Origin of the sequence: Clostridioides sp. ES-S-0048-02 (genome assembly GCF_020658495.1) — a bacterium.
GTDB lineage: Bacteria > Bacillota > Clostridia > Peptostreptococcales > Peptostreptococcaceae > Clostridioides.
Genome location: NZ_JACVWH010000008.1, coordinates 50,462 through 70,674, shown reverse-complemented (window position 1 = coordinate 70,674; position 20,213 = coordinate 50,462). Strand labels below are relative to the sequence as shown.

General features: G+C 28.8%; 16 protein-coding genes. 13 read left to right on the top strand and 3 right to left on the bottom strand.

Going from position 1 to position 20,213, the window contains the following annotated elements; genetic code table 11:
• The first annotated feature begins 233 nt into the window (after positions 1-233).
• The 5 genes from IC173_RS12095 to IC173_RS12075 all read left to right on the top strand — a co-directional run bounded on the left by IC173_RS12095 (position 234) and on the right by IC173_RS12075 (position 5,447).
• The gene (locus IC173_RS12095) at positions 234-1,274 is read left to right on the top strand and encodes a YecA family protein (RefSeq protein WP_227435821.1); all 1,041 of its coding nucleotides are present in this window, start codon (positions 234-236) and stop codon (positions 1,272-1,274) included.
• Between the two features lie 80 nt (positions 1,275-1,354).
• Positions 1,355-1,720, top strand: a complete 366-nt coding sequence (locus IC173_RS12090) for a hypothetical protein (RefSeq protein WP_227435824.1) — start codon at positions 1,355-1,357, stop codon at positions 1,718-1,720.
• Between the two features lie 4 nt (positions 1,721-1,724).
• Positions 1,725-2,042, top strand: coding sequence for a hypothetical protein (locus IC173_RS12085; RefSeq protein WP_227481853.1), 318 nt, complete (start codon positions 1,725-1,727; stop codon positions 2,040-2,042).
• Positions 2,043-2,089: 47 nt separating this feature from the next.
• Positions 2,090-3,694 carry an FAD-dependent protein gene (locus tag IC173_RS12080; RefSeq protein WP_227855637.1) on the top strand — a complete coding sequence of 535 codons (1,605 nt, stop codon included), beginning with the start codon at positions 2,090-2,092 and terminating at the stop codon, positions 3,692-3,694.
• Between the two features lie 124 nt (positions 3,695-3,818).
• Positions 3,819-5,447 carry a Na/Pi cotransporter family protein gene (locus IC173_RS12075; RefSeq protein ID WP_227435832.1) on the top strand — a complete coding sequence of 543 codons (1,629 nt, stop codon included), beginning with the start codon at positions 3,819-3,821 and terminating at the stop codon, positions 5,445-5,447.
• Positions 5,448-5,661: 214 nt separating this feature from the next.
• Here the strand turns inward: IC173_RS12075 and IC173_RS12070 are convergent, their stop codons facing one another.
• On the bottom strand, positions 5,662-8,706 hold the full coding sequence (locus tag IC173_RS12070) for a serine hydrolase (protein WP_227855636.1): 3,045 nt from the start codon (positions 8,704-8,706) through the stop codon (positions 5,662-5,664).
• 330 nt (positions 8,707-9,036) lie between these two features.
• On the opposite strand from IC173_RS12070, the gene IC173_RS12065 reads away from it, so the two are divergent.
• The 7 genes from IC173_RS12065 (at position 9,037) to IC173_RS12035 (ending at position 17,032) form a co-directional block, all read left to right on the top strand.
• On the top strand, positions 9,037-10,386 hold the full coding sequence (locus tag IC173_RS12065) for a glucose-6-phosphate isomerase (RefSeq protein ID WP_227855635.1): 1,350 nt from the start codon (positions 9,037-9,039) through the stop codon (positions 10,384-10,386).
• Positions 10,387-10,540: 154 nt separating this feature from the next.
• A complete protein-coding gene (htrA, locus tag IC173_RS12060) occupies positions 10,541-11,620 on the top strand; it encodes a serine protease HtrA (protein ID WP_227433671.1) in 1,080 nt (359 codons plus the stop codon).
• 346 nt (positions 11,621-11,966) lie between these two features.
• Positions 11,967-12,875, top strand: coding sequence for a trans-4-hydroxy-L-proline dehydratase activase (locus IC173_RS12055; RefSeq protein ID WP_227433672.1), 909 nt, complete (start codon positions 11,967-11,969; stop codon positions 12,873-12,875).
• A gap of 4 nt (positions 12,876-12,879) precedes the next feature.
• A complete protein-coding gene (hypD, locus tag IC173_RS12050) occupies positions 12,880-15,249 on the top strand; it encodes a trans-4-hydroxy-L-proline dehydratase (RefSeq protein ID WP_227855634.1) in 2,370 nt (789 codons plus the stop codon).
• A gap of 303 nt (positions 15,250-15,552) precedes the next feature.
• Complete coding sequence (proC, locus tag IC173_RS12045; protein WP_227433674.1) at positions 15,553-16,356, top strand: pyrroline-5-carboxylate reductase; 804 nt, start codon at positions 15,553-15,555, stop codon at positions 16,354-16,356.
• A gap of 252 nt (positions 16,357-16,608) precedes the next feature.
• Positions 16,609-16,854, top strand: a complete 246-nt coding sequence (locus IC173_RS12040) for a hypothetical protein (protein WP_227481858.1) — start codon at positions 16,609-16,611, stop codon at positions 16,852-16,854.
• Positions 16,855-16,864: 10 nt separating this feature from the next.
• Entirely contained in the window at positions 16,865-17,032 is a 168-nt protein-coding gene (locus IC173_RS12035; RefSeq protein ID WP_227433676.1) for a hypothetical protein, read from the top strand.
• 68 nt (positions 17,033-17,100) lie between these two features.
• Here IC173_RS12035 and IC173_RS12030 read toward each other — a convergent pair whose 3' ends face one another.
• Complete coding sequence (locus tag IC173_RS12030; RefSeq protein WP_227855633.1) at positions 17,101-17,682, bottom strand: TetR/AcrR family transcriptional regulator; 582 nt, start codon at positions 17,680-17,682, stop codon at positions 17,101-17,103.
• A 171-nt stretch (positions 17,683-17,853) separates the two neighbouring features.
• Here IC173_RS12030 and IC173_RS12025 point away from each other — a divergent pair, with 171 nt between their 5' ends.
• Positions 17,854-18,039, top strand: coding sequence for a hypothetical protein (locus IC173_RS12025; protein WP_227433678.1), 186 nt, complete (start codon positions 17,854-17,856; stop codon positions 18,037-18,039).
• Positions 18,040-18,249: 210 nt separating this feature from the next.
• Here the strand turns inward: IC173_RS12025 and feoB are convergent, their stop codons facing one another.
• Complete coding sequence (gene feoB, locus IC173_RS12020) at positions 18,250-20,196, bottom strand: ferrous iron transport protein B (RefSeq protein ID WP_227855632.1); 1,947 nt, start codon at positions 20,194-20,196, stop codon at positions 18,250-18,252.
• Positions 20,197-20,213 lie beyond the last annotated feature (17 nt).

Here is a 20,213-nt window from a genome sequence, read left to right as displayed (position 1 = left end):
TAAAAAACTATTATCAGTTCATAAAACTTTATAGAAGAATTAGTTTTACGATAATCCATTTCTGTAAGAGGGATTGTTAGTGATTTTATCGAAATCCTAATTAAAGTGAATATATTATACCAAAATATAAGTAAATTTGAGATAATATTTGCTTATACTATAGATTGATTGATAAAAAAATGGTATAATAACAAATTGTACTTTAATTTAATAATAAGGGAGTGGAAGTCATATTGTTAGGGAGAAATGAGCTATGCCCTTGTGGAAGTGGCAAAAAATACAAGAAATGTTGTTTAAATAAAGATATTGTTTCAGAAAGAGCAAGCAGAAAAACTGAACTTTCACAAAAGCAATATACAGATTTATATTCAAAATTATATGATTATTCAAGACAGGATAGATTCAAAGATGAATGTGAAAAAGCTAAAGAAATGTTTTATATAATGCAAAATGATACTGTAAATGAAAAGTTCGAAAGATTTTTTAATACGTATTTAATACAAGACCACATAATGGAAAATAAAAAGGTCATGACGGTTGGATTTCTTGAAGAGAATGGTGCAAACCTAAGTCAATCAGAAATTTCAATATTAAAAAGTTTGTTTGAATCCTATGTAAGCATTTACGAAGTAAAAGAAATTTCTACAGGAAAAATAGTTTTAAGAGATTGTTTAAGTGGGAAAGAACTTTACACAGAAGATGTAAAACTTCTAAGAAGCTTTAAAATCGGAAGCTGTATGATAGCTAGAATAATTGATGTTGAAGGAACTAATATATTAATAGATGTAACTATAAGTATATCAAATGAAGTTAAAGATATAATTTTAAATGATGTTATGAATTTATTTAATCAATATAAAGACCTATATAAAGATATGAAGACGTTCTTAATTTATCATACACATGTATTATATAAATATATACAACAGCTTTTAGACCCAAGTATAGCCGAATATTTAAAAAGAGAAAGAGATAAAAATGATAATAAAAAAGTTAATTTAGAAGGTGAATTAGCTGAAGTAGAATGTAAAGTTTTAGATACTCTTAAAGAAAATGTGGAAAAAGAAAATATAGATGCATGTATAGAGTTCTGGAATGAATATAAGAAAAGTCATGAAAATATAAAAGGAGCTGAAAGTGGTTGGGCAGCTGCTGTTGAGTACTATGTTAAGAAAGAAGCAGGACAACCTATAACTCAAGTGCAAATATCAAAAAAATATGATATAAGCTCTAGTACATTAGGAAAAAGATACAAAGATTTAAAAATATCTTAATTAATTATAAAAAGCTTTAAGTCATAGATAAAGAATCTATAGTATAATATATGTATAATGTGTAGAAAGAGGTATTAATAATGAGTCTTAGTTTAGGAAATGCAATTGCTGTATCAACAAACTTTATAAAATCTAACCCAGCAGTACCTGTATACGACGGAGAAGAAATATATGCAGTTATTTATCATATAGAAATAGGATATAATAATGGTGTATCACCTGATACTAAACAATATATAATAATAGACTATAAAGAGTTCGATTTATCTATGGATAGAAAAAATGAACTAGTAGAAGTTGCTAAGGAGTACTGCAAATCTAAAAATATTGTAGAAAATGAAAATCTTGAAATAAATCTTTTGGATAATGAAGAAGCAGAAAACTTCTTAGAAAAGGTATTTAATAACATGAAAGTTATAAGAGGCCTTATAACTAAAAGAGGATAAGTTAATGGAGTTTATTGGTATAGAAAATATAACACCATATGAAAACATATATGAATTTAGTGTATATAAATACGATGATGAAATCACTTTAGGTAGTGAAGATTTATATATATGTGAATTAAGGGTTATATTAATTAAAGTTAATTCTTTATACGTTGAAAGATTGAATAAATCAGTTGAAGCAATGGTTTTAGTAAAAAATCTAAAAAAAGATTTGGGTAAAGAACTTATTGTAGACAAAATAAAGAAATTTGTGCTAGACGAAATTTGGGTAGAAAATCTAGTAAAAGAGAATATAGAAGTTATATTTGTAGAAAGCTAGGAGTAACCCTAGCTTTTTTATATTATAATCTAAGAGAGGAAAACAATATGTTAAGGGTATCTAATATAAAACTTGGAATCGATAAAGATATATCTTTATTAAAAGATATTGTACTTAAGAAATTAAGAATAAAAGAAAAAAACTTAATAAAATATAGTATATATAAAGAATCTATAGATGCTAGAAAAAAAGGGAAGATGGAATTTGTTTATTCTGTAGATGTAGAAGTTAGAGATGAAAGTAAAATACTAAACTCAAAAATAAAAGATGTAACAAAAATAAAAGATGTAAAATATGTGAATGTAGCTATGGGTCATAAAAAATTGAATAATAGACCTTTAGTAATTGGAAGTGGACCAGCTGGTCTATTTGCAGGGCTTATTTTGGCTCAAATGGGTTATGAACCAATTATACTTGAAAGAGGTCTTGATGTTGATAGTAGAACTAAGGACATAAGTAATTTTTGGACGACTAGAAAGTTTAAAAATAATTCAAATGTTCAATTTGGAGAAGGTGGAGCAGGAACTTTTTCAGATGGGAAACTCACAACTAGAATAAAAGATATACGATGTAGAAAAGTGCTAGAAGAATTAGTTCAGTTTGGAGCACCAGATGAAATATTATATTCACATAAGCCACATGTTGGTACAGATATATTAAAAAGTGTAGTTAAAAATATAAGAAATGAAATAATAAATCTAGGTGGACAAGTTAAATTTGATTCAAAAGTTACAGATATAGTTGTATTAAATAATTCTATACAATCTGTAATTGTAAATGATAGTGAAAAAATAGATACAGATGCAGTTATATTAGCTGTTGGGCATAGTGCAAGAGATACTTATGAGATGTTGCATTCAAGAGGTGTAAAAATAATTCAGAAACCATTTGCAATAGGAGCTAGAATTGAACATCCTCAAGACTTGATAAATAAAGCACAGTATAAGGAATTTTATAATCATCCTCGACTAGGAGCTGCTGATTATAGACTTATAGAACATGTCTCAAATGGAAGAACAGCATATACTTTTTGTATGTGTCCAGGAGGAAGTGTCATAGCATCTGCATCAAATGATTTTGAAATAGTTACAAATGGAATGAGTGAACATGCAAGAGATAAAATAAATGCTAATAGTGCATTTCTAGTAAATGTACTTCCAGAAGATTTTGATAGTGATAATCCACTAGCAGGGGTTCATTTTCAGCAAAAATATGAGAAATTAGCTTTTGAATTAGGTGGTAAAAATTACAATGCGCCAGTTCAACTTGTTGGAGATTTTATTAATAATAAGACTTCTGAAAATTTAGGAAGTGTTGAACCATCATATAAACCTGGATACAAGCTTACAAATTTGAATGAATGTTTGCCTAGTTTTGTGGTAGAAACTATGAGAGAAGCATTTATCTCTCTTGATAAAAAATTAAATGGATTTGCAATGCATGATGCAGTCTTAACTGGTGTAGAAACTAGGTCATCATCACCAATAAGAATAGTAAGAGATGAAAACAGTTTGGAGTCAATAAGTATTAAAAATTTATATCCCTGTGGTGAAGGTGCTGGATATGCAGGTGGAATAGTCACAGCAGCAGTAGATGGTATAAAATGTTCAGAAAAAATAATACAAAAATATGCTAATAATACAAAAATTTAACATAAACTTAATGTTTTTTTAATATTTAACATGAATTTAACATTACTACTCCTATAATTTGATAAAATACAATAGGTTATAAAATTTTTTAAATACAGTAATCTCTTTACAAGGAGGAAATAATTTGAATATTATAATAAGTCTAATGGGTGGATTAGGGCTGTTCTTATATGGTATGAACCTTATGGGAGAAGGTCTGCAAAAATCTGCTGGGACAAAATTAAAAAAGATAATAAAATTACTTACTAGTAATCTATTTATGGGAGTTTTAGTAGGTACAGGAGTTACAGCAGTAATACAAAGTTCAAGTGCTACTACTGTAATGGTTGTTGGTTTCGTAAATGCAGGCATAATGACTTTAAAACAAGCAATAGGGGTTATAATGGGTGCTAATATAGGTACTACTGTTACAGCCCAATTAGTATCTTTTGATTTAGCTGGAATGGCTCCAGTAGCATTAGGTATAGGTATTATACTTTATTTATTTGGAAATAAACCTAGAATAAAAAATATAGCCGAGATACTTATAGGTTTTGGGATATTATTTACAGGTATGGATTTTATGAAAATGGCAGTTGAACCATTAAAGGACTATCAAGGGTTCACTGATTTACTTGTTACATTTGGTAATTATCCGCTACTTGGACTATTATTAGGATTTGGTATTACAGCAATAATACAGAGTTCAAGTGCATCTATGGGTATGTTGGTTGCATTAGCAGCAGAAGGTTTAATACCACTAGCAGCAGCATTACCAATTCTTTATGGTCAAAATATTGGTACATGTGTAACTTCATTGCTATCAAGTATTGGTGCTAATAAAAATGCACGAAGAGCAGCTATGATGCATTTAATCTTCAATGTTTTAGGAACAGTAATATTCTTATTGTTGTTGAATAAACCAATTGTAAATTTAGTTACAAGTTGGGACCCAAGTAATGTTGCAAGACAAATAGCTAATACACACACATTGTTTAATATTATATCCGTCTTAATACTTCTACCATTTACAAAGGTTATCATAAAACTAGCCATTAAGCTTGTTCCTGATAAAGCTGGTGATGCAGATGAAGATGAAGCTAAGACTATTAAATATATAGATGATAGAATGATAGAAACTCCTTCCATAGCTCTTGCCAATACGATAAAAGAAGCACTTCGTATGGGAGAAAAAGCTAAGGAAAGCTTAAATGCATCTATGGAAGCGTTAGTAGAACATTCAACTGAAAAAATAGATAAGACATACAGACGTGAAAAACTAATAAATGATTTACAAAAAGCTATCTTAAATTACTTGCTTAAACTTTCAAAGGCACCTTTAGATGATAATTCTAGAGAAGTTGTAGACACCTTATTTAATACAGTTAATGATATAGAAAGAATTGGTGACCATGCTAAAAATATAGCTGAATTATCTCAAGTTGCAATAGATTCAAATATTTCTTTCTCTGAAGAAGGACAAGCTGAACTTGATATTATGTACAATAAAGTTGTTTCAGCTTATACTTATGCTTTAGAGTCAATGAGAACTGATGATGTGGATTTAGCTTGTAAGGTTATAAAAATTGAAGAGCAAGTTGATATAATGGAGAAATCTTGTAGAGCTAATCATATGTATAGATTGAATAATAATTTATGTAGTATAGAAAATGGAGTTATTTATTTAGATGTAATAAGTAATCTAGAAAGAATATCTGACCACGCTGTTAATATAGCACAACAAGTTATAGCTAAGAGATTGGGAACTGATTAAAAATAGTAATTTAAAATAAAGTAAGAATTAAAATAGATAATGAACAAAAAAGAAGGAGTTGTCTTAAAATTGATTTTTTCTAATCAAATTTTAAGTTCAACTCCTTTAAAATTTAGGCTAATTATTCTTAATAAATCATCATAAAGAATAATTGTTTCAATGTCTAATGGCGATACAATTTGTTTATAACACTGTATATTTTATAATCAAAATATTAAGCTATTTCTTTAATTTGTTTAAATGAATTTTCATTTCCATTTCCACCAATTTGTGTTACTGATTTAAATCTCATAGTTTTAAATAGTTCTTTTTGACTATAGTCTAGTAAATTTCCTACTAGTATTACAGGAGATTTAGTTTTTCCAGCTAAAACCCCAACAGATAAACCATCTATTAAATCATCTTGTTTATTGATTCCATTTTTAGCTACATATAGGTTGCTTATAGTAGAATCCTTGTAGAACTCTTTTATTACTTTTGCATTTGTTTCATTTCTAGTACTACCTGATATTCTTTGTGGATTTTTAAGTTTGTTTTCTATATTTTTAGAAACTGTGTATTCTCCACCTATTATATAAGATTTATCTATTTTTTTATCTTTGAATAAATTATTTATTTCAGTTATATTACTATTTTCATTAGTAAGTATTATAGGCATATCATTTTGAGCTGATGCTGCACCAATACTTACTGCATCTGCTAATCCTTTTTCACCATTAACTACTGATATTTTTGATATATTACTAATTCCTTTTAATTCTTTAGCAAGATTTAGAGAAGTCTCATATCTATCATTTCCTGAAATTCTAGATACAGACATATTATCTGACTTTATAGTATCTAAAGATTTTTCGTTTACAGAAGCTTCACCACCGATTACATATACATTTTTAACTTTTAATCTCTTTAATTCAGCTAAAGTCTTCTCATTTATTTGAGAACTTCCAGTTAGCAATATAGGAGCATCTTTTTTATATGCAAATGGTGTTGCAGCCAAAGCATCTGCAATTGCAGAATCATTTATTAAAACGGCATTTTCAGCGTTTTCCCAACCTGCTTGGCTTATCTTAATAGAAGTTTCATATCTATCAGTTCCTGTTAATGCATTTGCATTTACTTCATCTTGGTATGTAACTTCAAATTTGGCATTTGGACTTCCTAAGAAAGCTATTACGCCTCCTTTTGGCAATCTAACTCTATTATTCTTTGTCACTAAAGAGTAATTTACAGGAGTTCCTTTATCATCATAAACTGCAAAAGATGAATTTTGAGGAAGATTAACTTCTATTTTTTTATTTGCTATATCATCGCCAATTTTGTACCATTTTGCATACCCCTTTGAATCTATTTGATATGTAAAAGATTTTTCTGATGATAAATTAGTTAGGGAATCTTCACTTACATATGTTTGTGTTGCGAATTTTAGGTATTCTGTACCATTTTCTTTATACAGTTTGATATCACTCAAATCACGACCCATTACACCAGGTATTTCTATAAAAGCATTTGAATTATTCTCATCTATTATTTTAGTATTAGCTAAAAAACCTGGAGTTTTATCAGAAACACCAAGAATTGCTTTAACAGAACCAAACATATAGTATTGAGAAGTATATTTTTCATCCACTATATAGTAGCCTTTTTCACCTCTTTTTTCCCATGCTTCTTTGACACTATTTGATATATTATTGTCATCTACCTTTTGAGCTACGTAGTATAAACTTGCTGTCTGACCTAATCCAGGAACATCATCATAAGAGCTCATATTTAAATATGTGATATTATTTTTTTCTTTTACAAATTTTAGGCAACTATTACCTTTTTCAGATACGAATCTATCTTGACCTATGTATACATATTTATCTTCAGGTCCATTTTCTATGTATGGAGAAGATACTGTTAGAGTACCATTATCATTAACATCAACTTTTAGCATATTTGAAGAAGCATAAAGTCCACTATTTTCTTTTAAATAACTTGGCATTTTGACTTGTTGTGGCTTACTAAATGTTTTATCAGGTTTTATTTCTTTAATTTTACCTTTTTCTTTTAATGCAGATAGTAAAATTTCTTGTCCGATTACTTCGTTAAGTTGACTACTTCCACCAGAAGAAACAACTGCAACTGCCATATTTTCATCTGGAAGCACTGTAAGATTACTATGGAATAATAAAGAATCCCCACCTTTTGTAAGTGCTTTTAGATTATATTGATTAAATGGATAAGTGTTGACACAATCCCATCCTAAACCATATCCAAGGATAGAGTCTTCTCCCTCAGGCCATAGACCATTTAAATATTCTTTATTTTCCATAGCTTTTACTGAAGCAGGAGAAAGAATTCCATTTGATTTTTTCATAAATGTTTGTGCAAATGTACATAGATTTTCTGCACTTGAATATAAACCACCTGCACCTATAGTATTAAGGTTATCTTGTGGAACTGCATCTTCCCAATAAGGTACATAGGCTTTTGCAAGTTTTGAACTATCAAAGCTATTTTCTGGAGTTTTTGTGTTTTGTAAGTTAAGTGGATTGTTTATGTATTTATCAAGAAAATTAGTAAATGACATACCAGATACTCTTTCTACTAAAATTTCAGCTAAAGTAAATCCATCATTACAATAAACAGAAAAAGCCCCTGGCTTAGCTTTTAATCTTTGTTTCTTTAATTCTTCTAAGAAATTATCATGATTATAAGAATCATTGTCTCCCAATAAAAGGGCATTTTTAAAACTACTTCCCATTAGCCCTGATGAGTGATTTAATAACATTCTTGGAGTGATTTCTTTATATCTATCATCAGCCATTTTAAATTCAGGTATATATTTTACAACAGGAGTATCTAAATTTACTTTTCCCTGTTCAACCAACTTCATAACAGCTGTAGTAGTAAATACTTTACTGATAGATGCAATATTGTACATATTATCCTTAGTTAAATTTTTATTATCTTGTTTGCTGTATACTCCACCATTTCCAGAAATCTCAATTTTACCATTATCAATTAGAGCATATTGAGCGCTTACAGCTCCGTATTTAGATAGTAAAGTTTGAATTTTCTCTTTAGCAAGAGCTCTAGTTTTTGTGTAAGACTCCGAACCTTTACTATAATCATTTAACTCTATATCAGAGCTTTGATACTTATCGGAGATATTGTTTGTGTCATTATCAGCAAAAGTAATATTTGGAGTAGCTGTAAATAACATACTAAGTACCAATGTGCTAGATAATAACTTAAATAATCTTTGCTTAAACATATTAAATTACCTCTTTTCCCTTTTAATAATTACAATTAGCATAACATTCTTAATTATTTTAATCAACAGATTATTGTTAAGAAAAATACATTTATAATAAGTTACATTTTATATATATGAGAGAAATAAAAAGATAACATTTTGCTATTAGACTATTCATTTATTTAATTAAAATTTTATAATTGACAAAGAGTTGTAATATTTAGAAGAATCGATTTCCTAATAATGCTTGAGGATATATGCATTATTTTGTGGCAAACTTTTTAAAAAAACACCTAGATTTTATGTTATAATCTCTGTAAAACGCATATGCTGAAAAGAGGGATTTAAATGGGAAAAATAAATTTTGATTATAGTAAAGCTACGGAATTTTTTTGCCAAAAAGAAATAGATGTCATGCAGCCGTATGTAGATGTGGCACATGATATGTTACATAATAAAACTGGTTTAGGAAATACTTTTTTAGGATGGATAGACCTTCCTAAAAATTATGATAAGGAAGAGTTTGCTAGAATAAAAAAATCTGCTGAGAAGATAAAATCTGATTCTGAGGTTCTTTTAGTAATCGGTATAGGAGGCTCTTATTTGGGTTCAAGAGCTGCGATAGACATGGTAAGTCATTCTTTTAGAAATGGGCTTAAAAAAGAGCAAAGAAATGCTCCTGAAGTATATTTTGTAGGTCATAACATAAGCTCAACATATATTATGGATTTACTAGATGTAATTGAAGGTAAAGATGTTTCTGTAAATGTAATATCTAAATCAGGTACTACTACAGAGCCAGCTCTTGCTTTTAGAATATTTAAAAATTATTTAGAAAAAAAATATGGAAAAGAAGAAGCTAGAAAGAGAATATATGCAACAACAGATTCAAGTAAAGGGGCGCTTAGAGAATTAGCTACAGAAGAAGGATATGAGACTTTTGTAATACCAGATGATGTAGGTGGTCGTTTTTCTGTATTGACAGCTGTTGGATTACTTCCTATTGCAGCTGCAGGACTTGATATTGATGCCATAATGAATGGTGCAAATGATGCTCGTGAAGCATTTCAAAATTCTGACTTAAAAAATAATGACAGTTATAAATATGCTGTAGCTAGAACAATTTTACATAGAAAAGGAAAAGATGTAGAGTTATTGGTTAACTATGAACCTCAACTACATTATATGAGTGAGTGGTGGAAACAACTTTATGGAGAAAGTGAAGGAAAAGAAAATAAAGGATTATTTCCTGCTTCTGTAGATTTTTCAACAGACTTACATTCTATGGGACAATATATTCAAGATGGAAAAAGACTTTTATTTGAAACAGTACTTAATGTTGAAAGTTCTAAGAGAAATATAACTATAAATTCAGAAGAAGTAGATTTAGATGGTTTAAATTATTTAGCAGGCAAAACTGTAGATTTTGTAAATCATAAAGCTTTTGAAGGTACTCTATTAGCACATACTGATGGAAAAGTGCCTAACTTGGTAATAAATATACCTAAGTTAGATGAGTATAATTTTGGATATTTAGTGTATTTCTTTGAAAAAGCTTGTGGAATAAGTGGATATTTACTAGGAGTTAATCCATTTGACCAACCAGGAGTAGAAGCATACAAGAAAAATATGTTTGCTTTACTAGGAAAACCAGGTTATGAAAAAGAAAAAGAAGAATTAGAAAAAAGACTTAAATAATTTTAGATAGTTAAGGTTTAATTAAGATTAGAATAATATAATGAAATCATCGAAAGAGAGTTTACTCAAAATAGATGATTTCATTTTTTTATGGAAAATTGGGAAAAATATATTTTGATAATTTATATTATATTTAGATAGGGAGTGGTATGAGATGTCAAGAAGAAAGAAAGGTATAAGTTTAGTAATATTAGTCGCTATAATAAGTTCAATACTTAGTAGTTTGCTAACAATAATTTTAGTTAAAGATAATTTAGGAAGTAAATCTACAGGAAGTTCTACGCCCATAGTTGTAAGTGATGATGGAAAGAGCCAAAACATTTACCAAGCAGTTGCAGAAAAGGCAACACCATCTGTTGTAGGTATTACGACAACTAGCGTCGATACTAGTAATATGTTTGCAATACCAACTGAAACACAAGGAGTAGGAACTGGGATTATAGTAGATTCAAATGGATATATACTTACTAATTCTCATGTTATATCAGATGGCCAAGCAACTAGTGTTAATGTTTTATTTAATGATGGTTCAACAACATCAGGTAAAGTGGTATGGTTTGACCAACAACTTGATTTGGCCATAGTTAAAGTTGATAAAACTGGATTAACACCAGCTGAATTTGCAGATAGTGATAAAGTAAAAGTTGGAGATATATCAATAGCAATAGGTAACCCACTTGGACTAGACTTCCAAAAGACAGTTACTCAAGGTATAATAAGTGGATTAGATAGAACTATACAAACAGAAAAAACTAATATGACAGGGTTATTACAAACTGATGCAAGTATAAATGCAGGAAATAGTGGAGGGCCATTGTTAAATCAAAAAGGTCAAGTAATTGGTATAAATACAGCAAAAGCTTCTCAAGCAGAAGGGTTAGGATTTGCGATACCAATCAATACAGCTAAAAGTATAGTTGAAGAAGTAATAAAAACTGGAAAATATGAAAAAGTAACTTTAGGTATAAAAGGAACAGATGTATCAAATTATGAAGCAGCTACAGGTACAAAATTAAGTACTGACAAAGGAGTATATGTTGCAGAAGTAATATCTGGTTCATCAGCAGAAAAAGCAGGAGTAAAAGTAGGGGATATTATAACTAAAGTAGGAGATGCAGATATAACTGGTATGAATGACCTTAATAAAAAGTTATATACTTTCTCAAAAGGTGCTAGCACAAAAATTACATTAAATAGAGGCGGAAAAGCAGTAACAATAAATGTAAAATTCTAAATGTTACTAGAGAAACAGAGACTACATGGTAAAGTGTAGTCTCTGTTTTTATTTAATTTTTATAGTATATATATCTAAATTAATTAAAATAACATATTGTTTATAGAGATTATCTATATTTACTTATAAAAATAAAATTAATAAATATTTAAATTTAATTTATAAAATCAATATAAATATCATAATAAAATAAAAATTTTTAATATTACTAAAAAAATATAGACAAAATAATAACGAATATAGTATTATGTAATTGTAGAAATGCTTTTCATAGAAATAACCTATGAAGATGAATTACATAAAGATGAAAAAAAAGGAATGGATATTCTTTAGGGGTGAAAAAATTATGAATCCATTAGTTATAAATTTACAAAAATGTAGTATACATGATGGTCCAGGGATAAGAAGTACAGTTTTTTTTAAAGGATGCCCACTTGAATGTGTTTGGTGTCATAATCCAGAAAGTCAAACATATACAAAACAAGTTTTGTATAATGAAGAGAGATGTTCAAGATGTGAAGCATGTATAAATATATGTCCTCACAAAGCAATTTACAAAGGTGAAACAAAAATATGTCTAGACCAAGAAAAATGTGAGTTTTGTGAAACTTGTTTAGATTATTGTATAAACAATGCTAGAGAAATAGTAGGTCAAGAGTATTCTGTTAAAGAACTGGTTAAAGAGATAGAAAAAGATAGAATTTTCTATGAAGAATCAGGTGGAGGAGTAACTTTATCAGGTGGAGAAGTAATGGCTCAAGATATGGATTTTATTTGTGGAGTAATAAACATGTGTAAATCAAAGGGAATTCATGTGGCAATTGATACTTGTGGATATGCAAAGTCAGAAAATTACGAAAGAGTTGCTGAATGTGCAGATTTGTTCTTATACGATATTAAACTTATTGATGAGGAAAAACATATAAAATTTACAGGAAAATCAAATGATTTAATACTTAAAAATGTTAAACTTTTGAGTGAATCAGGAGCTAATATAAATATAAGAATACCATTAATTGTAGGCGTAAATGTAGATGATGAAAATTTAGAGGTTAAAAAAATGATAGAGTTTTTAAAGCCTTTGAATATAAAAGATGTAAGTCTTCTTCCATATCATAATATTGGTAAACATAAGTATGATAAAATTTATAAAAAGTATGAAGGAGAAGAGTTACAAAGACCTACTGAAGAAAAATTAGAAGAAATAAAAAGGCTGTTTGAAGCAAGTAATTTCAATACTAAGATTGGGGGGTAATAAAATGTTAAGAGGAACTTTTGAAAGAACTAAAAAATTAAGAGAAGAAAGTATTAATGCAGAACCACACATATCTATTGAAAGAGCAGTACTTATGACAGAAGCTTATAAAAAATATGAAGGAAGTGTAGAAATTCCTGTACTTCGTGCTTTATCATTTAAACATTACATTGAAAACAGAACTCTTAGTATAAATGATGGAGAATTAATAGTAGGCGAAAAAGGAGATTCACCTAATGGAGCACCAACATATCCAGAAATTTGTTGTCATACAATGGAAGATTTAGAAGTAATGCATAATAGAGACATAATAAATTTTAGTGTGTCTGAAGAATCTAGAAAAATACATCAAGAGGAAATAATACCTTTCTGGAAGAAGAGACAAACCAGAGATAAGATAATAAATGCTATGACACCTGAATGGTTAGCAGCATATGAAGCAGGTATGTTTACAGAGTTTATGGAACAAAGAGCTCCAGGACACACAGTTTGTGGAGATACAATATATAAAAAAGGATTTTTAGATTTAAAGAAAGATATAGAAGCAAGACTAAAAGAATTAGATTTCCTTAATGACTTAGATGCATATAATAAAAAAGCTGATTTAGAAGCTATGGCAATAGCTTGTGATGCAATGGTTATATTAGGAAAGAGATATGCTGAAAAGGCAAGAAAAATGGCAGAAGAAGAAACTGATGAAGCTAAGAAAAAAGACTTATTGTTAATTGCTGAAACTTGTGATGTTGTACCAGCTCATAAACCAGAAACTTATCATCAAGCTATACAAATGTACTGGTTTGTTCATATAGGGGTTACTACTGAGCTTAATATATGGGATGCATTTACTCCAGGAAGACTAGACCAACATCTAAATCCTTTTTATGAAAGAGATGTAGAAAATGGAATATTAGATAGAGATAGAGCACAAGAATTACTTGAATGTTTATGGGTTAAATTTAACAATCAACCAGCACCACCAAAAGTTGGTATAACACTGAAAGAGAGTAGCACATATACAGACTTTGCAAATATAAATACTGGTGGAATAAATCCAGATGGTCAAGATGGTGTTAATGAAGTTAGTTATATAATACTTGATGTTATGGATGAAATGAAATTAATACAACCTAGTTCAAATGTTCAAATAAGTAAAAAGACTCCTCAAAAATTCTTAAAGAGAGCTTGTGAAATATCAAGAAAAGGATGGGGTCAACCAGCATTTTATAATACTGAAGCAATAGTTCAAGAGCTTATGGAAGCTGGTAAAACTATAGAAGATGCAAGACTTGGAGGAACTAGTGGTTGTGTTGAAACTGGATGTTTTGGTAAAGAAGCATATGTTTTAACTGGATATATGAATATTCCAAAAATACTTGAATTAACACTAAATAACGGTTATGACCCAATTGCGAAAAAGCAAATAGGTATTGAAACTGGAGACCCTAGAGATTTTAAATCTTATGAAGAATTATTTGACGCATTTAAAAAGCAGTTACATTATATGATTGATATAAAAATACAAGGAAATGCTGTAATAGAAAATATATGTGCAAAACATATGCCTTGCCCACTTATGTCTACAATAGTTGATGATTGTATAGCAAAAGGTAAAGACTATCAAAGAGGTGGAGCAAGATATAACACTAGATATATACAAGGTGTTGGTATAGGAACTATAACAGATAGTTTAACAGCAATAAAATATAATGTATTTGACAAGAAAAAATTTGATATGGATACATTACTTAAGGCACTTGATTCTAACTTTGAAGGATATGAAGCTATACTTAATATAGTTTCAAATAAAACTCCTAAGTATGGAAATGATGATGATTATGCTGATGGAATAATGGAAGAAATATTTAATGCATATTACAATGAAGTAACTGGTAGACCAACTGTTTGTGGTGGAGAATATAGAGTAGATATGTTGCCAACTACTTGCCATGTATACTTTGGAGAAATTATGGGAGCAAGTGCAAATGGTAGACTTTGTGCAAAACCAGTTTCAGAAGGAATCTCTCCAGAAAAAGGTGGAGATACTAATGGACCTACAGCAGTTATAAAATCTTGTGCTAAGATGGACCATATAAAAACTGGTGGAACATTGTTAAATCAAAGATTTGCACCATCAGTAGTACAAGGTGAAAAAGGATTAGACAACATGGCTAATCTAGTAAGAGCATACTTTAATATGGATGGACATCATATACAATTCAATGTATTTGATAAAAATGTATTATTAGAGGCTCAAAAGAATCCTCAAGATTACAAAGACTTAATAGTTAGAGTTGCAGGATATAGTGACCATTTCAACAATTTAAGTAGAACATTACAAGATGAAATAATAGGTAGAACTGAGCAAACATTCTAGGATTGTTTGTAAATAAAACTTCTTACTATATAAAAATGTAACTGGTATAATAGTATATATTACCAGATACCATTTTAAAAAATTTTAGATTAATTCTGAGCTAACTTTCTGGATAGGAAGTTAGCTCGTTGAGTTTAATGAAAAAATCGTTAAATTTATATTTAATAAACTATATAAAGAAGTAATTTATAATAATCATAATAAAATTATATTTTATAATAACTAAGATAATTTTAAGCAGTTAAAATATTATAAATTTAGCTACTTTAAAATAAAAACTAATAGAAAAAGAGGAGATTTGATATGAAAACTTTAGGATTTATTGGTTCAGGAAATATGGGAAGTGCAATGATAGGTGGTATAGTAAAATCAGGATTAGTAAAAGCAGAAGATATAACTGTATCAGACTTAAGTCAAGTTGCTTTAGATAAAGTAAAAGAACAATTTGGAATAAATACTACAACTGATTCAAAGGTGGCTGTTGCAAATTCAGATGTAGTGATAGTAGCACTTAAGCCTAATATATGTGAAAAAGCTTTAGCTCCACTTAAAGAATTAATAGATGCAAGTAAAATAATAGTATCAATAGCAGCAGGAAAAACTATAGAAACTCTTGAAAGTATTATAGGTTCAGATAAAAAGATAGTAAGAGTAATGCCAAATACTCCAGCACTTGTTGGAGAAGGTATGTCAGCTCTTTGTAAAAATTCAAATGTTACTGATGAAGAATTGAATATGATTAAAGCTCTATTTGAATCATTCGGAGAAGCAGAAATAGTAGCAGAATATTTAATGGATACAGTTACAGGTATTAGTGGCTCTTCTCCTGCATATGTATTTATGTTTATAGAAGCTATTGCAGACGCAGCAGTACTAGCTGGTATGCCAAGACAGCAAGCTTATAAATTTGCATCTCAAGCTGTTATGGGCTCAGCTAAGATGGTTCTTGAAACTGGAAAACATCCAGGAGAATTAAAAGATATGGTTTGTTCTCCAGCAGGAACTACTATAGAAGCAGTTAAAGTGTTAGAAGAAGAAGGATTTAGATCAGCAGTTATAAAATCTATTGTCGCTTGCATAGATAAATCTAAAGATATGAGTAAATAGTAAATTAAGAATAAGATAAAAATATATGTCTCAAAATGAATTTTGTAGTTTATTTTGAGACATTATTTATATGTATTAACAACTATAATTCTACTAAATAAAAAAGAAGTAATCTTCATATTGATTTTTTACAGATTATATAGATATGTATTAATCTTTTTAAATATTAGTTTGATAATATGAATTTTATTTTAAAATAAAATATTTATATAAATAGCCAATAGAATCTATTATTTTAACGGTTTTTGATATATGGAAAAACTAGCAAAAGAACTTGGTGTTGAAATTGATATATGTCTTAGTTCTATTAAAGATAGAAAAACACAAAATGAAGTGTACATAGAGCTAATTGACAGTAGTATATATGTCTTAATTATAAGACCTAAAGATACTACAGATATGGATGCCCAGTTAGAAGCAGTGAAACAAATCATTGCAGGAACACAATCAAGTACTATATATGGACGGAAAGGTATTAGCATAAACCGCTATAAATGAAGCCTATTACGTGGCTAGAGGAGAAAGAATTAACTATACTGACACTTTGGATAATGGTAGTGAAAAACCAATATCAGCGAGTCTTATTATTGGACGCTTGGTTATAAAAGAAAATTTAGATAAGATACTAATTGATAGCAAATGTTATACAAAAGAAGAAGTTTATGGTTCTAATTAATTAATAATTATAACCATAATTAATAAAAATTCCTATGGTTTTTTAATGATACCATAGGAATTTTTATTTTATATTTTATTTTTCAGCCCATGCATACCTTTTGTAATAAATATACTAATAATTTTTGCAGTTTTTTCTGCTGTTTCTGAATTATTTCCACTATATTCTTTAGAAATCATTTCTAAACAGCCATCTATAATTCCTCCTATAATACAAGCATCCAAAATATCAACTGTTTCTTTATCTTCTATTGTATGACTACTTTCTTGAATGCCTTTTTTCAGTATTTCTTTATATTTATAAAAAAAGGATGTACTTTTACCATTACAAGATAAATTTTTAATTGTGTTTGCATGTTCTTGGAAAAAGGTAACAATTTCTAAAATTTGAGGATATGGATTTTCAACAATATCATAAATATTACTTTCCTTCATTAGACTTATACATTTATTGAATAGCTCTTCTTCTATTTGTTCTTGAACATCATAAATATCTTTAAAGTGTGCATAAAATGTTCCTCTACTTACATCAGCTAATTCTAAAACTTCTTTCACAGTAATTTTACTAATATCACTATTTATACTTAGTTTAATAAATGCTTGCTTTATTGCTTCTTTTGATTTTCTTATATCTCTTCTTTCTTTTTTCATCTTCTAATTATCTCCAATAATTTTTTGATATATGTATAAATTCATACAAAATTTATTTAATTTGTATAGAACTATACAAAATATTTATAATTTATACATTGTGTATAATATTATATAATAGTATACTCTATCTAAAATAAAAATCAAGTTTTTGGAAAGGTGGAATTTTATATGAATAGTATAAAAAAAGAAATAGAAAATATAGTATCTTCTTCTAAAAAAATTGGGAAAGCATACCATGAAACTGGTGTTGAAGTTGGAAAAGCTTATGCAAAAGCAGGTAAAAAAACTGCAAAATTATTCAAAGAATTATATGATGGTGAAGAAACATATGAGGTAAAAACAAAAGAAGATTGATTTGTAGAAACATAGGGAGTTGAACATGAAGTTAGGTAATAAGAGGCTAAATAAGTAAATAAGAGACTAAATAAGTAAAAAAGAAGCTATTACACAACAATTTACATTTGTTTGTGTGATAGCTTCTATATTGTTATAACAAGATTTTTGTAAGAACTATTTTTGAAAGATAGCTCTTTAAATTTATTTTTAAATTAAAATATTTACATATTAGTGTGTACTACTTTTTTTATTACTGTTTTCCTCACCTGAGCAAGAATTAGTACTTGGACATCCAGAACAACCAGAACATCCACTACAGCTATTTCCATTTTTGGTAGATTTAAATTTATTAAATAAAATTAAAAATGCAAGAACTATGATTATTCCGCCGATTAAAGCTTCCACTATTGAATTTCCCATAAATAATACTCCACCAATACTTTTAACTATAAAAGCCATTATCCATGCTAATATAAACTGATATGCAAATGATGTAAACATCATTTTATTTCCATATTCTTTTTTCATAGTTGCAAGAGCAGCTATACATGGAGTATATAGAGCTGTAAATATTAAGAATGTATATGCAGTAACACCATTAAATATTGTTGGTAATACAACAGTCAAATTACCATATAGTATATTCAAAGAGTTTACCACGATTTCTTTTGCTCCAAGACCACTTAAGATAGCAACTGAAGTTCTCCAGTCATCAAAACCAAGAGGTTTAAATATAGGAGATATAATATGACCTATAGTAGCTAAAAAGCTTACATTTATATCTTCTGTAAATCCAAATACATTAAATGAAGAAAGTCCCCAAATAACAACTGACATTGCAAACATTACAGTAACTACTCTTATTAAAAACCCTTTTGATTTATTCCAAGTATTTTTAATAAGTGCGTCTATAGTAGGTATTCTATATTCTGGTAACTCTAATATAAATGGTTCAGCCTCTGTCTTAAAAGCTGTTTTATTTAAAACTAGTGCAACCACAATTGCCATAATGATACCGACCAAGTATAATGATGTAGTTACTAAAGCAGCATTGTGTGGGAAAAATATAGCTACAAATAATGCATATATAGGTAGCTTTGCTCCACAAGTCATAAGTGGTGCAATAAGAGCTGTAACTCTTCTGTCTTTTTCACTTTCTAGTGTTCTAGTTGCCATTATAGCAGGAGAAGAACATCCCATACCCATAACTATGGGTATAAAAGCTTTACCAGATAGACCAACCTTTCTCATAACCTTATCCATCAAAAATGCTGTTCTTGACATATATCCACTATCTTCAAATAGAGATATACCAAAGAATAATGTAAATATTAAAGGGAAGAATGGTAAAGTACCACCAACACCTCCAATTATTCCATCAACAATAAGTGATTTAAACCACGGGCTAGAGTTAGCTAACATATCACTAACGGGTGTAGAGATATAAGCTTCTATAAGGCCTGCAAAGCCCTCTTGAAGTGGTCCTCCAACCCAATCAAAGGTGAACTTAAATAAAAGAAACAATACACCAATGAATATTGGATAGGCTAATATAGGATTTAAAACTATATTGTCTATTTTATCACTGATAGATTTTTTGTGTGTATATGTAGTCTTTGTACATCTTGATAAGATAGATTCTAACTTCTTATACGTTTCTGTTTCGCTTCCAAAGTCTGTTCGATATTTAAATGATTTTTTAGTAGCATCTTTAATTTCTGATTCTATTTTTTCTACGCCATCTTTCTTTTTTGCAATGATTGGAACAACAATTACTCCAAGTTCTTCACTTAATTTTTTATCATCTATATTAACACCCTTAGATTCTGCAATATCTAACATGTTAAGCAGTATAACTATAGGTTTATTAAATTGCATAAGTTGAGTTGTTAAGTAGAGATTTCTTGATAAGTTAGAAGCATCTACTACATTCACTATTACATCAACATCTTCATTTTCTAAATATGACTTAGAAACCTTTTCTTCATTTGAGAAAGTATCCATTGCATATATACCAGGTAAATCTACAACCTTTATTTCTTTCCCAATAAATCCTTCTTTTTTCTCAATAGTAACACCAGGCCAGTTACCAACATACTGATTTGAGCCTGTAAGCAGGTTAAAAACAGTAGTCTTACCAACATTCGGGTTTCCTAATAATGCTACATTAATCACAGGTAGCTCCTCCTCTA